Source organism: Caballeronia sp. dw_276, from assembly GCF_018449635.1.
Taxonomy (GTDB): domain Bacteria; phylum Pseudomonadota; class Gammaproteobacteria; order Burkholderiales; family Burkholderiaceae; genus Caballeronia.
In genome coordinates this window covers 47,187-68,362 of sequence record NZ_JAAVUV010000001.1, presented here as the reverse complement: position 1 = coordinate 68,362, position 21,176 = coordinate 47,187, and the positions used below count along the sequence as shown (strand labels likewise).

Annotated in this window: 17 protein-coding genes and 1 pseudogene; 7 read left to right on the top strand and 11 right to left on the bottom strand. The window is 58.8% G+C overall.

What is annotated here, in order from left to right; genetic code table 11:
* Window positions 1-118: 118 nt before the first annotated feature.
* Both HB633_RS30720 and HB633_RS00300 read right to left on the bottom strand, forming a co-directional pair.
* Window positions 119-1,921: an AAA family ATPase gene (locus HB633_RS30720; RefSeq protein WP_255580675.1), complete on the bottom strand. Its 1,803-nt coding sequence runs from the start codon at window positions 1,919-1,921 to the stop codon at window positions 119-121.
* 334 nt (window positions 1,922-2,255) lie between these two features.
* A pseudogene (locus HB633_RS00300) lies at window positions 2,256-2,825 on the bottom strand (LysR substrate-binding domain-containing protein); the annotation flags it as partial.
* 1 nt (window position 2,826) lies between these two features.
* Between HB633_RS00300 and HB633_RS00295 the strand changes: the two are divergent.
* Window positions 2,827-3,531 carry an SDR family NAD(P)-dependent oxidoreductase gene (locus HB633_RS00295; protein WP_213776094.1) on the top strand — a complete coding sequence of 235 codons (705 nt, stop codon included), beginning with the start codon at window positions 2,827-2,829 and terminating at the stop codon, window positions 3,529-3,531.
* Window positions 3,532-3,580: 49 nt separating this feature from the next.
* Here HB633_RS00295 and HB633_RS00290 read toward each other — a convergent pair whose 3' ends face one another.
* Window positions 3,581-4,885 (bottom strand): MFS transporter, encoded by a 1,305-nt coding sequence (locus HB633_RS00290; protein ID WP_213776093.1) that lies wholly within the window; start codon window positions 4,883-4,885, stop codon window positions 3,581-3,583.
* A gap of 76 nt (window positions 4,886-4,961) precedes the next feature.
* Window positions 4,962-6,341: an SAF domain-containing protein gene (locus HB633_RS00285; RefSeq protein WP_213776092.1), complete on the bottom strand. Its 1,380-nt coding sequence runs from the start codon at window positions 6,339-6,341 to the stop codon at window positions 4,962-4,964.
* 117 nt (window positions 6,342-6,458) lie between these two features.
* Here HB633_RS00285 and HB633_RS00280 point away from each other — a divergent pair, with 117 nt between their 5' ends.
* Complete coding sequence (locus tag HB633_RS00280) at window positions 6,459-7,361, top strand: LysR family transcriptional regulator (protein ID WP_213776091.1); 903 nt, start codon at window positions 6,459-6,461, stop codon at window positions 7,359-7,361.
* Here HB633_RS00280 and HB633_RS00275 read toward each other — a convergent pair whose 3' ends face one another.
* Together HB633_RS00275 and HB633_RS00270 are read right to left on the bottom strand one after the other, a co-directional pair.
* Window positions 7,362-7,706, bottom strand: a complete 345-nt coding sequence (locus HB633_RS00275; RefSeq protein WP_213776090.1) for a hypothetical protein — start codon at window positions 7,704-7,706, stop codon at window positions 7,362-7,364.
* 102 nt (window positions 7,707-7,808) lie between these two features.
* Window positions 7,809-8,111 (bottom strand): hypothetical protein, encoded by a 303-nt coding sequence (locus tag HB633_RS00270; protein ID WP_213776089.1) that lies wholly within the window; start codon window positions 8,109-8,111, stop codon window positions 7,809-7,811.
* Window positions 8,112-8,498: 387 nt separating this feature from the next.
* On the opposite strand from HB633_RS00270, the gene HB633_RS00265 reads away from it, so the two are divergent.
* Window positions 8,499-8,777 carry a hypothetical protein gene (locus tag HB633_RS00265; RefSeq protein ID WP_213776088.1) on the top strand — a complete coding sequence of 93 codons (279 nt, stop codon included), beginning with the start codon at window positions 8,499-8,501 and terminating at the stop codon, window positions 8,775-8,777.
* Window positions 8,778-8,835: 58 nt separating this feature from the next.
* Here the strand turns inward: HB633_RS00265 and HB633_RS00260 are convergent, their stop codons facing one another.
* The gene (locus tag HB633_RS00260; protein WP_213776087.1) at window positions 8,836-9,750 is read right to left on the bottom strand and encodes a LysR family transcriptional regulator; all 915 of its coding nucleotides are present in this window, start codon (window positions 9,748-9,750) and stop codon (window positions 8,836-8,838) included.
* Between the two features lie 95 nt (window positions 9,751-9,845).
* Between HB633_RS00260 and HB633_RS00255 the strand changes: the two genes are divergently transcribed.
* From HB633_RS00255 to HB633_RS00240, 4 genes are all read left to right on the top strand, one after another.
* Entirely contained in the window at window positions 9,846-10,724 is an 879-nt protein-coding gene (locus HB633_RS00255) for an alpha/beta hydrolase (RefSeq protein ID WP_213776086.1), read from the top strand.
* Window positions 10,725-10,732: 8 nt separating this feature from the next.
* Window positions 10,733-12,154, top strand: a complete 1,422-nt coding sequence (leuC, locus tag HB633_RS00250; protein ID WP_213776085.1) for a 3-isopropylmalate dehydratase large subunit — start codon at window positions 10,733-10,735, stop codon at window positions 12,152-12,154.
* The gene (gene leuD / locus HB633_RS00245) at window positions 12,147-12,764 is read left to right on the top strand and encodes a 3-isopropylmalate dehydratase small subunit (RefSeq protein WP_213776084.1); all 618 of its coding nucleotides are present in this window, start codon (window positions 12,147-12,149) and stop codon (window positions 12,762-12,764) included. Before leuC ends, leuD begins: the two co-directional genes overlap by 8 nt.
* A gap of 100 nt (window positions 12,765-12,864) precedes the next feature.
* On the top strand, window positions 12,865-14,202 hold the full coding sequence (locus HB633_RS00240) for a dicarboxylate/amino acid:cation symporter (RefSeq protein WP_213776083.1): 1,338 nt from the start codon (window positions 12,865-12,867) through the stop codon (window positions 14,200-14,202).
* A 30-nt stretch (window positions 14,203-14,232) separates the two neighbouring features.
* Here HB633_RS00240 and HB633_RS00235 read toward each other — a convergent pair whose 3' ends face one another.
* From HB633_RS00235 to HB633_RS00220, 4 genes are all read right to left on the bottom strand, one after another.
* On the bottom strand, window positions 14,233-15,174 hold the full coding sequence (locus HB633_RS00235) for a VacJ family lipoprotein (RefSeq protein WP_213776545.1): 942 nt from the start codon (window positions 15,172-15,174) through the stop codon (window positions 14,233-14,235).
* A gap of 43 nt (window positions 15,175-15,217) precedes the next feature.
* The gene (locus tag HB633_RS00230) at window positions 15,218-17,830 is read right to left on the bottom strand and encodes an MMPL family transporter (protein WP_213776082.1); all 2,613 of its coding nucleotides are present in this window, start codon (window positions 17,828-17,830) and stop codon (window positions 15,218-15,220) included.
* 249 nt (window positions 17,831-18,079) lie between these two features.
* Window positions 18,080-18,763: a Fe2+-dependent dioxygenase gene (locus tag HB633_RS00225; RefSeq protein WP_213776081.1), complete on the bottom strand. Its 684-nt coding sequence runs from the start codon at window positions 18,761-18,763 to the stop codon at window positions 18,080-18,082.
* A gap of 37 nt (window positions 18,764-18,800) precedes the next feature.
* Entirely contained in the window at window positions 18,801-21,029 is a 2,229-nt protein-coding gene (locus HB633_RS00220; protein ID WP_213776080.1) for a TonB-dependent siderophore receptor, read from the bottom strand.
* Window positions 21,030-21,176 lie beyond the last annotated feature (147 nt).

The following is a 21,176-nucleotide window of genomic DNA, read 5'->3' as shown; positions in this document are numbered from 1 at the left end:
CCTTCTCTGCCAGGCATACCGAGGCCGCTAGCGGCCTCGGTATAAAAGCACAATTCGCGGATCGCTAGAAAAGCTGAAGCTAATTGCTCTACAAAATCACGTACGAGATAAAAATCGGCTAAACATAGGCGCCAAAAATCTCTTTCATCTTAACTTGCCAAGCAGGAGAAACCTGATCCCAAGTTTCGCCCCACTTCAGCGTCTCTTGGTATGCGCGGAATGGTTTTTCTGAAGCGGCCTTATACCCTAGTACATCTTCCACATTTTCGTGCATTTGCACGACACGACCATTCTGGCCAACGGCGTTGGCTATCGGCAGATTGAACTTCTCTGCGCCTGGCGTTCCTTGGTCGCGATCATGTACAACAATAGGGAAAATCCTTAACGCGACCAAGTATTTGACCAAGCCTATGATCGATGCCTTTCCTCGCGCTTTGACGATCTCAAAATCAGATACGATTCGAAGCAACTTCTCTTTTTCAAGACGTTTTATCGACTCCTTAATTAAGACCTCTTCGGTATCGCCCTCAACAATAACTACGTTTTTAGTGAAAAAAACACGGGAAACATAGTCATCTACCCGCAGCAACATTTTTACGTGTGATTTGTCGTCAGCCTCAAGAGCAATGTATTCGTCAGTGACGTTGAACGCCTTGGCGACAACTCTACCGTCCTCGATCTTTAAACTATTTAGTATCTGCCGCGGCTTTCGAGAAAGATCGATGATGTATGGTGAATGCGTTGTTGCGATAATCTGCGAAGCACCTCCACTGAGTTCGTAGATGGTATTACGCATCTGACTCGCTGCGCTGGGATGCAAATATATCTCAGGCTCCTCGAAGCAGACAATCAGCGAACGCGTGTGGTCATCCTCCCTTTTGGATAGCCAACGTTGACGAAATCGAAGCATACCAAACGCCGCCGCGCGGACCATTCCTGTGCCTTGGTGTGTTACTGGCGTCCTGACGTTGCTAGACATTTCAACTGTGAAAGTTGGTCGAAGAGCGGTTTTGGGATCATTTAGACTCGCTTTCGCGTGAAGCTTGGAGTCCGGAAAAACCCCCGCAAGTACACCATTCAATTCGGCGATCATTTTCCCAAATTCTGAGAGCCCGTCTTCGGGATCTAGTTCGGTCGCCAATTTGTCCAAAAAAATCTGTGCTTGTGCATAGTTCTGAGACATACCGCGTACGTCTTCAAACAGTTCACCCAAAGTCTTTCCGAGCACGCCTGAAGCACCGCCTTCGATTTCTGATGCTGCAGCATCAGCCGGTATGATCAAAAAACGAGGCAACATCTTCAACACGTTTCCAGGAATTCCTCCCGGATTTTGGAACCAAGTCTCGTTCTCTCTTGTTTCCCATATGAAGTCAAGTTGCTCGAGCTTTTCTAACGCCGCCTTGCTCGCTCCAATTTTATCGCCCAAAATCGGGAAGACCTCGATAACGTCGGCTTCAGGCACTCCTTTTAGGATGAAATCATTTCCAGTCTTTGCCCCCTCGAACTTGGGGCTCATAAACCGCTCTTTTGATTTGAATTCCACCACAACGTCACTGCCTAGTGGAAACGTCTTGCGATACGTTACGGATAGGCCGGAATCCTCAGCGTCTTTTGGCGCGTAGCTAAAAATTCGTCCTTTAAAGCCGCGCCAATTAACAGCATCAACCGGTAGATTCCTAAACTCGGCTTCTAATACAATGGTCTGGACTGCAGGCTTCGTTTCGCCAGTTTCATCGTCCACGATGGAAAAGTACTCTTGACTCGGAATTTGTTTTTTTGCAGAGAGAAGCCATTCGATCGCTTTAAAGACTGTGCTTTTTCCACAATTATTTGCGCCGATCAAAAACGTGGCTTCTCCGAAATTGATTTCCGCGCTTTCAATTCTTCTGAAGCCATTTATTTTTAAGGAATGAAGTTTCATTTTTTCTCAGATATTTTTATCTATGGTTATACCCACGCATATAGATACGCAAACGCGTAGCCGTTTGTAAGTAAACATGGATTTGGTCTCATATACAATGCCTTTTTCAGCTTTTTTTAATAAATGTCAAACTATAAAGTTATTGGAGCTCGCCAAGGGTCCAAAACCATGCCCGCAATACGACAGCCAATTTTTTAAGTTACCAACATGCATTGACAAAGGCACTGCCTGGATCAGTTAGCGCACCGATTGTTATCAGGAGCAAGTGCGTTCGTTGGGCGGGCGCGATCCATCTAGTACTCTGGCGTAGTCAAAACATTTCAACGCAGTGGCGCTATGCTTTGGCCTGTGCAGCCGGCTCCCGACAAACTGCCAGCGTTAACTGCCGAAGCCACCGATGAACCGGATCGACTTCCAAACGCGGATGCCACATCTGCGACACCGTGATCTGCTCGGTTTCTACCGGAAGCTCGAACGCACAAATGCTGGCGGATGCGGCCTCACCGCCCACTAGAGAAGCAGGCACGAGCGCTATCAAATCGGACGCCCGCGCAACGGCGAGCGCGGCCGGAAAACTCGGAACCACGGCAACAATCCTCCGTTCCAGCCCTAAAGCGGCCAACGCGTCATCGACCGGTCCGTTCGCGCGACCGTGGCGTGACGCAACGACATGGCCGAACGTGGTGTACCGTTTCGCCGTCACCTCGCGTTTCATCGCTAGCGGATGCCCCTTCCTGACGGCGCCCACAAAGCGATCCCGAAACAACGCCTGCACGCGGACTTCCGGGCCCATCTCGCTCAAAACACCAATCTCCAGATCGGCCGAGCCGTCCCGCAAATACGCCGCCGTCTTCTCGGCCTTGGGCGCAAACCGCAAACACACGTGAGGCGCGACCGCCGTTGACATGCAAGACACATCTACACAAAAAACCGTCCTACTAATCGGCGCGTCGCGCGGTCTCGGATTCGCGATGGTCGAGGAATATCTCAAGCGCGGCTGGCGGGTGATCGCCACCGGCAGGGAAGGCTCAACAGAGAAGCTGCGCCAACTCTCGGACAACGCGGAGGGCGTGCTGGAAATCGAAACAGTCGACATCACGATTCCCGATCAGGTCGCCACGCTTCACGACCGTCTCAAAGACCGGCGACTCGATGTACTTTTCGTGAACGCCGGGGTCAAGAACGATGACCGCGAAACCATCGCCGATGTCTCTACCGACGAATTCGTGCGTGTGATGGTGACGAACGCGTTGAGTCCGATGAGGGTCATCGAAACGTTTCAGGACCTCGTGCAACCGGCCGGAACGATCGGCGTGATGTCGTCAGGGCAGGGCAGCCTTACGAACAACACGAATGGGAATTACGAGGTCTATAGGGGGAGCAAGGCAGCGCTCAACATGTTCATGCGCAGCTTTGCTGCACGCCATAAAGACGATGCGAAAACCTTGCTGCTGATGGCGCCCGGATGGGTCAAGACGGACATGGGCGGATCGGGTGCGCGTCTGAGCATCGAAGAAAGCATCCCGAATCTACTGAACACGATGGAGGCCTATGAAGGGCGCTCCGGCTTGCATTATCTGGACTATCTGGGACGAGTCGTTCCCTGGTAAGCGGCGATCGGGACCGACCCAGACGAGCCGGCCCCGCCCCGAAACAAATTCATCGATCCGCCAACTTCCCCGATATCGTCCTGACCAGCAACGCCCCGAGCACGAGACACACTGCAACGAAGTAAAGCCCCATGCGGTTATCGTGCGTGGTGACGTTGAGCCAACCCACCACATACGGCGATACAAACCCCGCCAGATTCCCCACGCAATTGATCCCGGCGATCCCTACCGCCACCGACGTCCCCGCAAGAAACGACGACGGAATGCTCCAGAACAGCGACAACGCCGATAAGATCCCTGCCGCCGCAACGCTCAGCCAGATCACAGCAAGCGCCGGGTGATGCCCCACATACCCGCTCGCCGCAAACCCGATCGCGCCGATCACGGCAAGCACCGAAAAATGCATCCGCCGCGAACGAAACCGGTCCGAGCTCATCCCGGTCAACACGATCGCCGGGATCGCAACGAGATAAGGAATCGCCGATAACCATCCGATCAGCGACACATCCGTAAGCCCCGAATCCTTGATGATCGATGGCAACCAGAAGCTGATTCCATACAGCCCGATAATCTGACAGAAATACACTGCGCAAAGCTTCCAGATATGTTTATCGGAGAGGATTGCTCGCAGGTTGTGATGCGTCGTTTTTTCGGCGTCTTCACGTTCGATCTCGCTGGTGACCAGGCTCTTTTCGGTATCGGTGAGCCACTTCGCCTGGCCGGGTTTATCGACCATCAACGCTAGCACGGCGATGCCACATATAAGCGCCGGCAACGCTTCGATAAGAAACAACCATTGCCATCCCGCCATGACCGTGGAATGCGCGAAGCGCGTCAGAACCCATCCCGACAACGGACCACCCACTACGCCCGATAGCGGGATCGCGATGTAATACACGCCGAGCGCAAAGCCGCGTTTTCGCGCGGGGAACCAGTACGTCAGGTACAGCATGATGCCCGGCGAGAACCCGGCTTCCGCCACGCCCAGGAAAAACCGCGCGGTGTAGAACTGCATCGGCGTCTTGACCAGCAACGTTGCGGCCGAAATGATCGCCCACGTGATCATGATTCGCGCGATCCATAGCCGCGCGCCAACCCTGTGCAGGATCAGGTTGCTCGGGACTTCGAAGATGAAATAGCCGATAAAGAAAATGCCCGCGCCAAGGCCGTACACTGCATCGCTCATATTCAGCGCGCTGAGCATCTGCAGCTTCGCAAAACCCACGTTCACGCGATCGAGATACCCGCACAGATAGCACAGCACAATGAACGGCATGATGCGCCAGCTGATCTTGCGGTAGACGTCGGTGCGCGCCGATGGCGTGACCAGGATGGTGTCGCTGATATGGCTCATGTCTCCTCCGTCGCCCTTTGGCGGGCGTTATAGAGAGCGAAGTGCGCGGGACATCGCCCGCGCAAATCAGGGGTGCTTACGATGCAAGCTTGGCCGCTGCCACCTCCACGCCGAGTTCCTTCCTGAACATCGCTTCCATCTCCAGGCGCACTTTCACGGCTTCCTTGTTGGCGTCGAAAGCGACATCGGTCCAGCGAACGGGCTGACCCGCGGCAACGGGCCGTTGCAGCACCATGTTGTGCGCCAGGCCGATGGGCAATGCACCTTGCATCAGCGAATCCGTTGCGGGCATCAGCTTGCCGTAGACGGTGTGGCCGCCTTCGCCATCGAGCCGTTCGCCCGCGCGTAAGTCGCGCTTCGCGGTGGCCGCGACATCGCCGTGAAAGCCGGTCGTCGCGCCCGTTGCTTCACCGCGCACGGCAATGCTCGCTATCGATACGCCCAGCTCCAGTCCAATCAAGTGATAAGGCTTGTACATGGCCGCGAAGCGTCCACTGCTATCGGTCTTGAGGCCATATTGCGCAAAGCAGTCGCGCACGTAATCCGATGGCGCTTCGAAGACCGCATACACGCCCCATCGCAGGTCGCGGAAGACGGGCCGGCCATCGCGTTCCAGCGACGACACCACTTCCACGCTGCCTCGATGCGGAAGAATCCCGCCTTCGGATGCGGGCTTCAACAGATTCGGAAGGTCATCGACGCCGCATGCCGGGAACGCGAGGCCATCGGAAGGCGGACGCAAGTCGCATGCATTCGATACCGCCGCCATCTCCAGCGCCGACTTCGTGCCATCCAGAAACGAGTTGAACATCTGCGCGTTGAAGTCGCCGGACCCGACCTGTTCCTCGGTGAAGCCGTAATATCCCCACACGGTGTCCGGCGTGGACTGATGATAGGCCGGCAGATACTTCGTGCCTTTGCCGGCGCAGATCACTTCGAATCCGATCGTGCGTGCCCAGTCCACGAGTTCCGCGATCAACGCGGGCTGATCGCCGGATGCCATCGAATAGATGATGCCGGCTTCGGCCGCGCGTCGTGCCAGCAGCGGGCCGGCGAGGACGTCGGCTTCGACGTTGACCATCACAATGTGCTTTTTGTATTTGCAGCACAGCAACGCGTGATGAATGCCGGCGGCGGGGCTGCCGGTTGCATCGATCACGATGTCCACGTGATCGCTTGCGATCATGGCGTCGGCGTCATCGGTGATGAACGTCGAGCCGCTACGCAATGCTTCGGACCACGAAGCAGCGGAATAGCGCGCTTCTTCCCAACCTACGCGATGCATCGCGTTGCGCGCGCGTTCAGGCGAAATATCCGCGATACCAACCAGATGAATGCCCGGCGTGCGCGGCGCCTGCGAGAGGTACATCGAGCCGAATTTGCCTGCGCCGATCAGTCCGACACGAACCGGTCGGCCCGCCTGAGCGCGTGCTTCGAGTTTCGCGATAAGCGACATGCTGTCTCCTTTGTTGTGATGTTCGAGAGGCGTTTGAAGCGTCCTTGAACCAAAGATAGCAGCATGCTTTTTGCAATAGAATGGGCAATTCCACAACCGCGCTGTGCAAAAATCCCCATGCGAAAGTTCGACTGGGACGCCCTTCAAGCCTTCCTCGCAATCGCCCGCGCAGGACGCCTGACTATCGCGGCGCAGCAAATGGGCGTCGATCATTCCACGTTGAGCAGGCGGGTTGCATCGCTTGAGGCGAGCATTGGCGTGACCTTGTTCGAGCGCAGTTCGGTCGGGTTTCTACTGACGCCCGAAGGCGAACGGTTGATGACCGATGCCGAGGCCATGGAAAGTCTTGCGATGCGTATCAACGCGCGTCTCGATGATCCTTCAGGCGGTTTGACCGGCACCGTTCGTGTGGGAACGCCCGAGGGTTTCGGCACATATTTTCTGGCGCCGAGGCTCGCAAAACTCACGGCCGCGCATCCGGATCTCGAGATCGAGCTGGTCGCAAATCCGCGCATGTTCAGCTTGTCGAAGCGCGAGGCGGACATTGCAGTGACCATGACGCGGCCGACCCGTGGCCGCGTTTATGCGCATCGGCTCAATGATTACGCGCTGGGCGTTTTTGGATCGAGCGAATACCTTGCTTCACACGCGCCCATCAATACCTTTCAGGACATCTTCAAGCATCGGTGGATTGGGTATATCGACGACCTGATGTGGAGCACGGAGCTCGATTATTTATCGCAGATATCGACGGCGTTGATGCCGTCGGTGCGGATCTCGAATGTGATCAGTCAGGCGGCCGCCGTAAGCGGCGGCGCGGGGATCGGCGTGCTGCCGTGTTTTATCGCGCGCAACGAGCCGGCGCTCGTGCGCATACTGCCCGATGAAATCGCGCTCAGCCGTTCCTATTGGCTGGTGTCACACGCCGATACGCGGGACATTGCCCGAGTCAAACTGCTGACCGATTTCATTCGTACGGAATGCAGCGGTTCGGATGCGTTCTGGGGCCGGTGGCCGTGATCAGTCGCCGAACGGGTTCCCTTTCTTCGCAGCAGGCGCTTGTGTCTTGGTAGAAAGATGGTTCTGCAGCCAGAACATCGCTTTGTTCAGACCTTGTGTGTGCCAGTCCTGACCAATCTCGCAAATGAACACGCGGTCATCGGCTGCGGTGGCACGCGCAAATGAACTCGATAAATCCCGCGCATCCCGGTCGGTGTTGAGCACAAGAAAAGCGCCCATCTGATGAAGATGCAAGAACTCGTAGTCGCCGCCCGACAATTGCACGGCGATATCCTTGATCTTTGCGTGCTGCTGCGTCGGACTGCCGATAAAGATGCTGACCAGATAGGTCACTTTCTTGTTCATGTGTAGCCGCCGCGATGTGGTTGTGAGAATGGAGAAGGCTGATTGTCACACGCGGCGTGCCGTACTCTCGTGCACTAAAAGCAAAGACGACCCGATTTCCGGTTACCCGGCTCCCAACGGCTTATGTTGTTCTTCCCCCGACCCTGGGAAGAACTTGTCCCAAACCGCTCTCACGCCCTCGGCCGCGACGACTTCCGCGCTGATATTTTCCGTTTCTTGGGCGGCGCTTGGATCCGCAACCAGTCCGCGCCAGTGGGTAAAAACCAGCAACGGCTTTTCCGTCCACTCATCCGCGCCGAACTTCGCAAACGCGGTTTCGCCACTGGCGAGCTGAACCTCGTACCAGCCATCGCGAACGGGTGCAAAGTCACTCAACGGAAACCATTCGGTCGATTCGATTTTCACAAGTCCCCCAAAAAGTCGGTTGTCAGGATGGCACGCATGCCTCGACGCGGCCACATCGTCCAGTTAACGTCAAAGCCAGCATACGCCAGGATAAAAAAGCGCCGCAAGAAATGCGAGGCAAACGCTCGTCGCACTGCAATAAACCGGACTCTCATTCGTCTTCGATAACAGCAGGCGCACATCGATTAACGAAGCGCATTCTGAATGAAGCTCGGAACTGCATCAGAACCGCTGTTAAAACCGCTCGAATCTATTAAGAAATTTCGAAATAGGGCAAATCCTGATGACTCGGTTATTTTGTTTATCGATAATGCCTAAACACAAATTTACGTATCGGTCCGGCCCAGAACCTTGGACGGTGGGATCGTGAACTGAGAGGAGTCCGACATGCGCGACGGTGAGATCGCTTACAAGAATGTTGTTCTGATTCCCATGGCGGCCTACGACGATGGTACGTATGCCGCCATGCTGATTGTCAGGGAACTCGATGGCCTTCAGCGCGCGAGCGGTATTCTGGGGCACTTCGCGTGTGCGCTGGATGCCCGGAAGTTTGCGCTGGCCTATGGCATGACGGAAATCGACGCACGGTGGCACGCACATCCCGACCCGGCAAAAGTCGATGAATGGAATGCCCATGCACAACCCGCTTTCGAGCGCGCTGCGTAATCAGCGCCTTTAAAACGCGAATAATTAAGCGTTGTAATAACGCCTTAATTATTCGCGTTTAATCAGCACCACGATTATCAATTCGAAATCCTCGCAACTCCTCCCCCAGAAACTCCACAAACGTCCTGAGCTTCGCGGACAACTCGTGCCGTTCTAGGTAGATGGCATGAATATCCGCGTTGGGCAGCGTCCAGTCGTTCAGCAGCACCACGAGTTTTCCATCCTGAACTAAAGCCTCCGTTTCCCATTGCGAGCGCACGGCGATGCCGCGTCCTTCGAGCGCCCATTCCAGCACTGCGCTGCCGTCGTTACTGCTCAATGGTCCGTCTACCTTGACCGTCTCTGCCTTTTTCCCGCGCGTGAAGTGCCACGTGCCATAGGCCGATTCATTCTCCCGCAGCACCAGGCACGCGTGCCGCGTCAAATCGTGCGGCATCACGGGCGCGCCGAACTCCTTTACATATTCCGGCGACGCACACACGACCCGCCGATTCTTCACGAGCAGGCGGGCATTGATGCGTGCGTCGGGGACATCGCCGAAACGGATGCCCAGATCAAACCCTTCCTCCTGCAAATTCGCCGGCTTGTCCGACAAATGCAGCTGGATCTTGATCGCCGGATACCGCGCGATGAACTTCGATACCGCCGGCGCCACGCGTCTGCGTCCAAACCCAAACGATGCATTCACGCGCAGCAACCCGGTCGGTTCGCCACGGCTTTTCGTGACGAGCTGTTCTAGCTCGGCAAGTTCATCGAGGATGCGCGAGCCGTTCGCCAAATACAACTCGCCTTCGGGCGTAAGGCTGACGCGCCGCGTCGTCCGGTTCAACAGCCGCACCCCCAGGCGTCGTTCGAGTTGCGCAAGCCGCTTGCTGATCGATGGCGGCGTCACACCGAGATCGCGCGCCGCCGCAGCCAGATTTCGGTGTCGCGCCACCAGCGTGAACAGGTTGAGGTCGGAAAAACCGTCCATCGGATTCGTTCCTAAAAGTTAAGTCTGGATTGCCTGAATAGAAACTGTATCGGCTGACGCATCAATTAAACTTCATAAAACTGCTGGAGACAATGATGTTCGATCAATTCAAGGACGTATCGGCGACAGTCGATGGCGTCAAAATCAAGGCAATCACGGGCGGCGCCGGTCCCGCTTTGTTGCTGCTGCACGGCCATCCGCAAACGCATGCGATCTGGCACAAGGTCGCGCCCATGCTTGCCGAGCACTTCACACTCGTGATCACGGATCTGCGCGGTTACGGCGACAGCGACAAACCCGAAGGTCTGCCCGATCACAGCAATTACTCGAAGCGCCGGCTTGCGCAGGATCAGGTCGAGCTGATGCGTACGCTCGGCCATGGAACCTTCGCGGTGCTGGGCCACGATCGCGGCGGCCGCGTCGCCGTGCGCATGGCGCTGGACCATCCGGACGCGGTGACGAAACTTCTCACGCTCGACGTCGCGCCGACCCTCGCAATGTACGAAAAGACCTCGTTCGATTTTGCGCGCGCCTACTGGCACTGGTTCTTCCTCGTGCGCCCGGCGCCGTTCCCCGAAACACTGATCAACGCCGACGCCGACCTTTACCTGAAGCAGACCATCGGCGCTCGCAGCGCGGGGTTGAAACCGTTCACGCCAGAGGCATACGCCGAATATCTTCGATGCCTCCAGCTCCCCGGCACCGCGCACGGCATCTGCGAGGACTATCGGGCGAGCGTGACGATCGATCTCGAGCACGATCGCGAGACGCTGGCCAAAGGGCAGAAAATCGCATGCGAATTCCTGGCGCTCTGGGGCGCGGAAGGCGTGATCGAAAAGTGCTTCGACCCGGTCGCCGAATGGAAATCGTTCTCCGACAAAGTCGCCGGCCACGCGCTGCCATGCGGCCATTACATCCCCGAAGAAGCGCCCGAGTTGTTGATCGAATGCGCGTTGCCGTTTTTCAAAGCGTAGAGCCAGCCATGTCGATCCCCACAACCTTCTATAAAAAGCTCGTCGATTCGCACACGGTTTCGCATATCGATGACCAGAACGTCCTGCTTTACGTCGATCTGCATCTGATGAACGAGTACACCAGTCCGCAAGCGTTCAGCGGTCTCGCCGATAAAAACCGTCCCGTGCGCCGCCCAAAGCAGCAACTCGCGGTGGTGAGCCACATCATTCCGACCCACGCCGAATCGCCGCGCGTAATCCGCGACGCCGCGTCCCTCCTGCAAGCCGATAACCTCGCGCGCAATTGCGACAACGCCGGCATTCGCCTCTTCGCCGCGAACGATCCGCTGCAGGGCATCGAGCACATCGTCGCGCCGGAACTCGGCCTGATCCGCCCGGGCATGGCCGTGCTGTGCGGCGACAGCCACACGACGACCTACGGCGCACTCGGCGCGCTGGGGTTTGGCATCGGCACGTCGGAGGTCGAGCACGTGCTCGCGACGCAGACGCTCGTGTATCGCGTGGCGAAGACAATGCGCATCACAATCGACGGCGCGTTGCCTTACGGCACGTCATCGAAGGACGTGATCATCTGGGTCATCAGCCAGATCGGCGCTCAGGGCGCGCGGGGTTTCGCCGTGGAATTTGCCGGCTCGACGATTCGCGCGCTCTCTGCCGAGGCGCGCATGACCTTGTGCAACATGACGGTGGAAGCAGGCGCGCGGGCGGCGTTGATCGCGCCGGATCAAACCACGTTCGACTACGTCCGCGCGCACGCCAAGTCGCTCGATGAAACCGCGTGGCAAGCCGCGCTTGCCGACTGGACGCAGCTAAAGTCCGACGACGGCGCGACCTTCGACGCCGAACACACTTTCAATGCAAGTGACATTGCGCCCTTCGTCACGTGGGGCACGAGCCCCGATCAGGCGATGCGCGTAGACGCACTTGTCCCCGATGCCGCGTCCCAGTCCACGCCCGAAGCCGCCGCCGCGTTACGCCGCGCGCTGGAATACATCGGCCTCGAAGCCAATCAACCGATAGCCGGAACGCCGATCGACCGCGTGTTTATCGGCTCGTGTACGAATGGGCGGATCGAGGATTTGCGCATCGTTGCGGCGATTGTTCGCGGGCAAAAGGTCGCCCCAGGCGTGCGCGCGATGGTCGTGCCGGGCTCGGGTTCAGTGCGTCGTCAAGCCGAAGCGGAAGGCATTGCGGATACCTTGAAGAGCGCCGGCTTCGAATGGCGCGAGCCGGGTTGCTCGATGTGTCTCGCGATGAACGACGACTTCCTGCAAGCAGGCGAACGCTGTGCATCGACGACGAATCGCAATTTCGAGGGCCGGCAGGGACGCGGCGGCCTCACGCATTTGATGAGCCCCGCAATGGCCGCCGCCGCGGCGCTGACCGGAAAGATCACCGATGTCCGCACGCTGGAGAACCGCCATGACTAAGCTGGCAATCATCGAGGGCAGCGCGGCCCCGTTGCCCATCGAAAATCTCGATACCGATCAGATCATGCCGAAGCAGTTTCTTCGGATCATCGATAAAGCGGGTTTGAGCCACGGTCTTCTCTACGACCTTCGCTTCGATGAACACGGCGACCCAATCGACGCTTGCGTGCTGAATCAAGCGCAATACAAAGGCGCGCGCATCCTGATTGGCGGATCGAATTTCGGTTGTGGATCGAGCCGTGAACACGCGGTCTGGGGCCTTCAGCAATATGGTTTCGATGCGGTCATCGCGCCGAGTTTCGCTGAAATCTTCTACTCGAACGCGATGAACAATCGCCTGCTTCTCGTGCAACTCGACCGCGAAGCGGTAGATGTCCTGCTGCGTGAATCCTTGAATGATCCGGAATCCGAACTAAAGATCGATCTCGAAGCGCAAACCGTGACATCGACAACCAGCGGCAAGGTCTTCGCATTCCCGCTGGGCGCAAGACACAAACGCATGGTGATCGAAGGCATGGACACCATAGACCTGACGCTCACGCAACTCGCCGATATCGAAGCATTCGAAAAGCGCCACTTCGAGCGCTATCCCTGGGCTGCCGTGATGTAGCCGCGCGGCCCCGGCCGCATTCAAAACGACGCGATTCTGACCGCTTTTGGCGCATGCCAAAGGCGGCGGGGACGCGCTTTGCCTCAACCAAGGAGGAGACATGAATCTCAAACCGCGTAAAAAGCCTTTCTACAAAGTGCTCTACGTTCAGGTGATCGCCGCAATCATCACGGGCATCCTGCTCGGCCATTTTCTTCCGGCCGACGGCATCGCGATGAAACCGCTCGGCGACGCCTTCATCAAGCTCGTGCGCATGATCATCAGCCCGGTGATTTTCTGCACGGTGGTGACGGGCATTGCGAGCATGCACGATATGCGCAAAGTCGGACGCGTGGGCGGCAAGGCGCTGATCTACTTCGAGGTTGTATCGACCATTGCGTTGGCGATTGGCCTGCTCGCTGCGCACGTCCTGCAGCCGGGCAAGGGCTTCAACGTCGATCCATCGACACTCGATGCAAGCTCCATCGCCGGATATGCGGCGAAAGCCGAGCACGGCGAAGGGCTGACCGGCTTTCTGATGCATATCATCCCGGACACGTTCGTAGGCGCGTTCACGCAGGGCGACATCCTGCCGGTGCTGCTGATCGCGATGTTGTTCGGCTCCGCGCTCGCCGTGATGGGCGAACCGGCGAAGCCGGTGATCGGCTTGATCGAGGCATTGTCGAAAGCGTTCTTCAAGATCGTCCACGTGATCACGAGCCTCGCGCCCATCGGCGCGTTCGGGGCAATGGCGTTCACCATCGGCCGATACGGCATTGAATCCCTCCTGCCGATGATGAAACTCATCGGCACGTTCTATCTGACGGCGTTCTTGTTTGTGACGTGTGGATTGGGGCTGGTCGCGAAGTTGTGTGGTTTCAGCCTGTTTCGTTTCCTGGCATATATCAGGGACGAGTTGTTGATCGTGCTGGGAACATCGACATCGGAAGCCGCGTTGCCGCAGTTGATGGAGAAGCTGGAGCGGCTTGGATGCTCGCGCGGGATCGTCGGGCTGGTCGTGCCGACCGGCTATTCGTTCAATCTCGATGGCACCAATATCTACATGACGCTCGCCGTGCTGTTTCTCGCGCAGGCGACGAATACCCACATGACCGTCATGCAGGAAGTCACGTTGCTGGCGGTGACCATGCTGACATCGAAGGGATCGACGGGCGTGACCGGCGCGGGATTCATCACGCTGGCGGCGAGTCTTTCGGTCGTGCCGACCGTGCCGGTGACCGCCATGGTGCTGATACTCGGCATCGACCGGTTCATGTCGGAATGCCGGGCGCTGACCAATATTGTGGGCAACGGCGTGGCGACGATCGTGGTCGCGGCATGGGAGAAGGAGCTGGATCGCGGGATGTTGCGCGCGCAGCTCGGAATGCCGCGGCTGGGTGAAGCGTCATCGCCGGCTTTGGTCGCCCGCGAAGAAAAACGCGCCCGCGATACAGCTTGATGGCTGTATCGCGAGTTCAGAGCAGCACGATTACTTCGCTGCGGGATCTTCGTATTGCGGCACGCTTTCGTCGCTGCTTTTCTGCGCACCGGTAGCGGGCGTGGCCGGCTTGGCCGAGGGCGCCGCCGGGTCCGAATAGTCCGGCAGGCCTTGCGACTTGCTGCTGCCGCCTGCGCCCGGCTGCGCCGGCGCGGTCGTCGCACTCGCGCCTTCCGGCGGCACGGCGGTCGCGCCGCTTTCATCGCCATAATCAGGCAGTGTGGCGTTCGCCGCGCCCGTCAGCAAATACTGGCGACGCTGCGTGTAGGCATCGCGCACGAACGCGTATTTATCCAGCGCCGCTTGCGACAGGATGTCGGTCGCGCCCAGCAGATCGGCCCGCGCGCTCATGAAACGCACGCCGAACAATGCAGCGTTTGGACCGGCGGCCAGGTACGTGCCGGGGTTGAGCGGATAACCCGCGATCCAGCTCGTGGAATCGCGCACCGAACTCGGTCCGAGCAGCGGCAACACAAGGTACGGCCCTGACGGCACGCCGTAATGCCCGAGCGTCAAGCCGAAGTCCTGGTTGTGCTTCGGCAAACCGGCCAGCGTCGCCCAGTCGATCAACCCGCCAATACCGAACGTCGAGTTGAACGCGAAGCGCATCAGATCCTCGGTTGCGTCCGTGATCCGCAGTTGCAGCAGGTTGTTCGCGAAGTTGCCAATGTCGCCGATATTCGAGAAGAAATTGCTGATCGCCGTGCGCAGCGGGCTTGGCGTGACCTTCACGTAACCCTCGGCGATGGGGCGTGCGACGTATTTATCGGCGGCGTCGTTGAACTTGAAAATCTCGCGGTTCATCGGCTCGAGCGGATCGCCCGGTTTTCGGTCGGGACCGGTCGCGCAGCCCGCCAGCAACAAAGCGGCGGCGAGTGCCGCGCCGCCGGACAAAGCGCGCAAGTTGCGGGCGGCGCGTGGCGTGATTGCCATCGTCATGAGTCGTTTCCTTGGATCTTGCTGGTGATCGTACGAATTAAAGAGTGTCGGCGCCTTTGCGCTGCACCCGGGGTTTGCCCATTAGAACCGGCTGAAATACCACTGCGCCAATCAACGTCGTAAATAGCGCCAAAACCAGCAGGCGACCCATGCTCGACGTGCCCGGATGATGCGAGAACCATAAACTGCCGAACGCCGTTGCCGTGGTCGCGGCGCTGAACATCACGGCGTGCGTGAGGCTGGAATGCAGCAAACCGGTCTGCCCCGAGCGCCACGCCATCACGAAATAGATCTTGAACGCCACGCCAATACCCAGCATTAGCGGCAACGCAATGATGTTCGCGAAGTTCAGCGGCATGTCGAACACGACGCACAACTCCAGCGTGACCACGGCGGAAACCAGCAAAGGTATCAAAGTTCTCAAAACGTCGCCCACTCGACGCAACGTGATCCACAGCAAAATCGTGATTGCGATCAGCGACAACACCGCCGCCTGCTCGAAAGCCTTGATGATCGTGTTGGCCGAATGGAGCACCGAAATAGGGCCGCCGATGGCGTTCGGCTCGGCCTTCTGGACGGCGTTGGCGAAGCGGGCGAGCATCTGGTCGTCGTCGCGATTCTTGCCTTCCAGCGCTTTCGGCGATGCCTCCACGAGCGCGTGGCCGTCCGCGGCGAGCCAGCCTTCGGTCATCGACTTCGGCAGCGAATCCTGCGTGATGGGCGACGGCTGCAGCAACGCGCGCATCTGGCCAAGCGCGATGCGAAGCGGTTCCGACATGGCGTGTTCGGCGCGATCGCGCGTGGCGGCATCGGCGGCGGCGAGCTTTTTCAGTGTTGCGGCGAGGCGTCGCGCTTCGTTTTCGCCAGCGCCGGGGTGTTCGTCGGCGGCGAGTTCCAGCGAGTTCGACAAACGCTTGAGCGATGCAAGCCGCACGGCGTCGTTGGCCGGTTCGGCGACACGCTGGTTCAACGCCGGGAGAAGCTGCGCCGCTGCCGCCGAGATCAACTCGAGCTTTTTCGGCTGATCGGCGGGAATCAGCGACGACAGCGTCGTCGCGCGCTCGACTTCCGGCAATTTGGCCAGTTTGGCGGCTATTTTGTCCGCTTCCTCCAGCGATGGCGCCAGCACTTTGACATCGTTCACGGCCGCCTGAGGGGCGTCCTTGAGTGAGATCAGCGTGGCCATCGACTCGGTTTTCGGGTCTTTCAGGTTCAGCGGATTGAAGTCGAAACGCAGATGCATCAAGAGCGGCAGCGCGCCGATCACCACGATCAGCGTGCCGATCAACACCGGCTTGCGGTTGCGCGCAAGATATTCATCAACGGGCGCAAGCTTCGGAAAGCCCGGCGAACCCGCTTCGCCCGGTGGCCCGAACACCTTGATCAGCGCGGGCAGCAGCGTCATGTTCGTGAAATATGCGACCAGCATGCCGACGCCCGCGATCTGCCCGAGCTCCGATACACCGCGATACGCAGTCGGCAAAAACGAGAAAAAGCTGGCGGCTGTGGCTGCGGCGGCGAGCGTCAAAGGCACGCCGACGTGCCGCGCGGTGCTGACGAGCGCGACATCGAGCCGGTCGTCCTTGAAGCGTTCCTCGCGATACCGCACGCCGAACTGGATGCCGAAGTCGACCCCGAGCCCGACGAACAGCACCATGAACGCGACCGAAATCAGGTTGAGCGCGTGGACCATCAGGAGGCCGAGCGCCGCCGTGATCGCGAGCCCGACGAACAGCGTGATGAACACGGCGACGATCATCTTTCCCGAGCGCAGTGCAAGCCAGAGAATCACCAGCACGACGATGAACGTCAGGATGCCGTTCAACACGGCGCCATCTTTCAGCGATGCAAATTCTTCATCGGAAAGGGGCTGTTCGCCGGTAAGCCGCACGGCCGCGCCATATTTCTCCGACAACTTCAGGTCGGCGGCCGTCGCACGGATCGCGTTCGAACCGCTCGCGCCGGGTTCCAGCGCGTTGTAGTCGACCACGGGCTGCACGGTGACGAAAGCGCGCGCCGGTTGAGTGGCGGAGGTATCGACGAGATTGCGCCACGAGAACACCGCCGGCTGATTGGCGACGACTTTATCGAGCACGTTGGCGCTTTGTCCAAGCAGCTTCGCCATCTGGCCGAGCGTCACCTGGCCGAGTTGCAGCGGAATGTTCAGGCTGGTGTTGAGCGTGCCGGCGAGGCCCGTCAGCGTGGGATCGTGGGCCAGCGCGTTGATCAGCGGGCGCGCCTTGACGAGTTGCTGGGTGGTGTCGGCGACTTTATCGGCGGAAAGATACAGTAGGCCGTTGTGCTCGAAGAAATCGCCGCCCGAGGGTTGCGAGACGGCCGTGAACTTCTTGGTGTCCTTGTTCAACGCGGCTGTGAGCTCATTGGCGGCGGCATCGGCGAATTCCGGCGCTTGTGCTTCGACCACCACGAGCACGGTGGAACCGCGCTGCGGGAAGGCGGCGTCGATGGCGTGGCTGCGCGCCGCCCAGTCGGGTTCCGTCTCGATCAGCTGGCTGATGTCGGTGCTGATCTTGAAGTGATGCAGCACGTAATAGCCGCTGAAAATCGCGGCCAACAGCGACAAAACGATAATCCACGCCGGCCGGCGGATGGACAAGGTGACGAGACGCGCGATAAGAGGCGTGAGCATGAAGACGGATGCCTCGAAGGGCTTGTTCGGTGATTCTTGTGGGAAAAAGTGCGGAAGGCGCCTTTCAGGCGACTTTGGGCGACGCGTGAGTATACCGGTCGTAAGGAGCGGGCAGCAGGGAAGGGCGCGGGCGGGGAGATTAACGCGCGTTTCTGAAGACTACAGTTAATGACAAAGAATGGTCATTGACTTAACTGCCGTGGGGAATCTCGACGGGATCGAGCTATGCGCAGCTCTCCTGGCATCCGCTCAAGTCTCGCTCCAGATCCTCAACAGATTGTGATAACACCCCACGAGCGTGCGCCGGGCGGCATCGTCGGCATTTTCGGCGTTGAGCCGTTGAATCGCCGTATCCATATCGAATAGCAAACTGCGCCGCGTGTCGTCGCGAACCAGGCTTTGCGCCCAGAAGAAACTCGCGACTCGCATTCCCCGCGTCACCGGCCGGACCTGATGCAAACTCGTCGCCGGATAAACAATCGCGTATCCCGCCGGCAACTTTACTTCCTGCACGCCGTACGTGTCCTCGATCACCAGTTCGCCGCCGTCATATTCATCGGGCGGCGTGAGGAAAACCGTGATGGACACGTCCGTGCGCACTCGCGTCCCATGGCCGGGCACGAGACGGATGGCGCCATCGACATGACTGCCGAAGTGCATCCCGCCCTCATACCGGTTGAAAAGCGGCGGATAAACCTTGTTCGGAAGCACCGCGCTGATAAACAACGGATGCCGCTCGAGCGACGCAATGATCTTGTCGCCGAGCTCGAACGCAATCGGTGCTTCCTGCGCAATCTGCTGATTGCGCTTGACCGGCGCGCCCTGGTAGCCGGCCGTTGCGCGGCCGTCCACCCAGGCATCGGATGCATCGAGCCGCTGGCGCATCGCGGCGGCGTCCTCGGGGCTGAGAACGTTGGGTATCGAAAGGATCATGATTTATATGCAGCGCCGCCGCGCCTGACCGATGGAATCAATAGAACCGGTAGTTTAGCGTCGCGAGGAACGTGCGGCCGTAACCCGGCACCGCGCGGCCGCCATCCGATGGAATCAACGCATCGTAGTAATGCTTGTTGGTCAGGTTCTGCACGTTGATCTGGATGTCGTAACGCTTCTGGTGATATGCGGCCATCGCGTCCCAGCGCGTGTATGCGGGCACCTGCACGAAGTCGTTGCTGGCCGCGTATCGCGCCGACGTATAGACCGGGCCGCCGCCAAACGTCCATTGCGGCGTGAGGTCGTAGGTCGTCCACAACGTGATCATGTTGCGCGGCGTGTTGGCGAGCGTCTTGCCGTTCGTATTGTCCAGCGCCTTCACAACCTCGCCGTCCATGTACGTATAACCGCCGAAAACCTGCCACTTGTTCGTGATGTGACCTGCAAGTCCGAGCTGGTAACCACGCACGCGGACGTCGCCGTCGAGCGTATAGCTGCCGTCGGCCTGAAGCGTGCGGGCATTGGTTTTATCGATATTGAAAAGCGACTGCGTCACCGACAAACCGCCGTTGAGCAAATCCCATTTCGTGCCGACTTCGTACGACCGGTTCGATTCCGGCGGCGTGTTCTGCTGGTTGTTCGTGAGCGTCAGCGCTTCCAGCGACGGGTTGAACGACGTACCGTACGACACGTAGTACGACTGCCACTCGGTCGGCTGGAAAATGATCCCGCCGCGCACGCTCGTGAAGAAATTGGTTTGCGTGCCGTACGAAGGCGCGTTGATGGTGTTCTTGATCGACGCCTCGTACCGGTCCCAGCGCACGCCGCCCACGACCTTCCAGTACTGACCGATCGACACCGTATCGTTGGCATAAATGCCGATGCCGTTCGCGCTCGATTCAACCAGGTTCGTTGCGACTTCCTTCGTGTTGGCCGGACGCTCGGTGTATTGCGGATTAAGCAGCGGCACGATCGCGATGGTATTCGACGGCAAGCCCGGCGTGGTCGCGGTAAACGACTGGTTGCTGTAGGTCTCGTGGCTCAGGTCCACGCCCGCGATCACTTCGTGCTTGAGGAAGCCCGTATTGAACTTGTAGTCGATATCGGTCGTGTTGTAGACCGAATGATCGTTGATGTTGCGGTCCTTGCCCTGCAGCCTCACGAACAGCGACGAAAGCGGCAGCGACGTGAAATTGCCGTTCGCGAGCGCCGGCGACGTTCCCAGCGGTCCGGTCAGCACGGCGGCCGCATTTGTTGCGCGTGCTTCGGTGCTGTAGTGGCTGAATTGCGTCTGGTTGCGCAGCGTGAGGTCATCGCTGAAACGATGCTTGATACGCGCCGAAACTGTCTGTACGTCCTGCATCGTGCGGTCGCCTACAAAGCCGTAGAACTGGCTCTTGCTGACCGGAACGGGCGCGCCGTTCACCGGGGGAATGCCGTAATCGGGCTGATCGCGATTGTGCTGGATCAGCGCTGACAACGTGATTTCCGTGGGCGTGCCTATACCGAAGGTCGCCGTCGGTGCAAAGCCGTAGTCCTTGCTTTTCATCACGTCGCGCGTCGAGCCGAGATCCTGGCCGAACCCGTTCACGCGGATGGCCGACGTGCTGGAGATCGGCTGGTTGATGTCGAACGTGCCGCGATAACGGTCGCTCGTGCCGACCATTGCCGAAACCGATGCGTGCGCTTTCAGTCCCGCTTGCTTGCTCACCTGGTTGATCACGCCGCCCGTGGAGCCGCGCCCGAAATACAGCGATGACGGGCCGTACAACACATCGATGGATTCAAGATCGAACGTATCGCGATAGTACTGGCCACGATCGCGGAAACCATCCAGGTAAATATCCGTGCGCGCCGAGAACCCGCGCAAGTTGATGTTGTTGCCGATCTGGCCGCCTTCCGCCGCGCCGATGGTCACGCCGGGCACGTTGCGAAGGGCATCGGAGAAAGACGTTGCGGCCTGCGATTGCAGCACGGACTTGGGGACGACCACGGCTGCTTGCGGAATATCGCGCAACGCGGTCGGCACCTTTGCGCCGACGCTCGATTTTTCCGGCTGGAAATCGTTCGATGTATCCGCTTGCCCCGTCACCTGGACCGGCGGCAACGTTGCATTTTCAGCGGGCGTAACGGCTGCAGGCTGGGCTTGTGCCGGCGTCTGAACCTGAGCGCTCGGTGCGGTTTGCGCGTAGGCGAAAAGCGGTGCGGCAGCGGGTACAGCCACGAAGCTCATGATCGCGGCGGCAAGCGGTGTCTTCCTCAACATGTGCATCCCCGGTACTAAATGGTTAATGGCCGCGCGTGGCGCGAGCCGTGAATGGAAGGTCGCGATTGACGGCGACGCGTTTATGACGGGTTTGGAGCAGACAAGCAACCACCGGCCGGCATCACGCTTGAGCGATAGATGCAACCT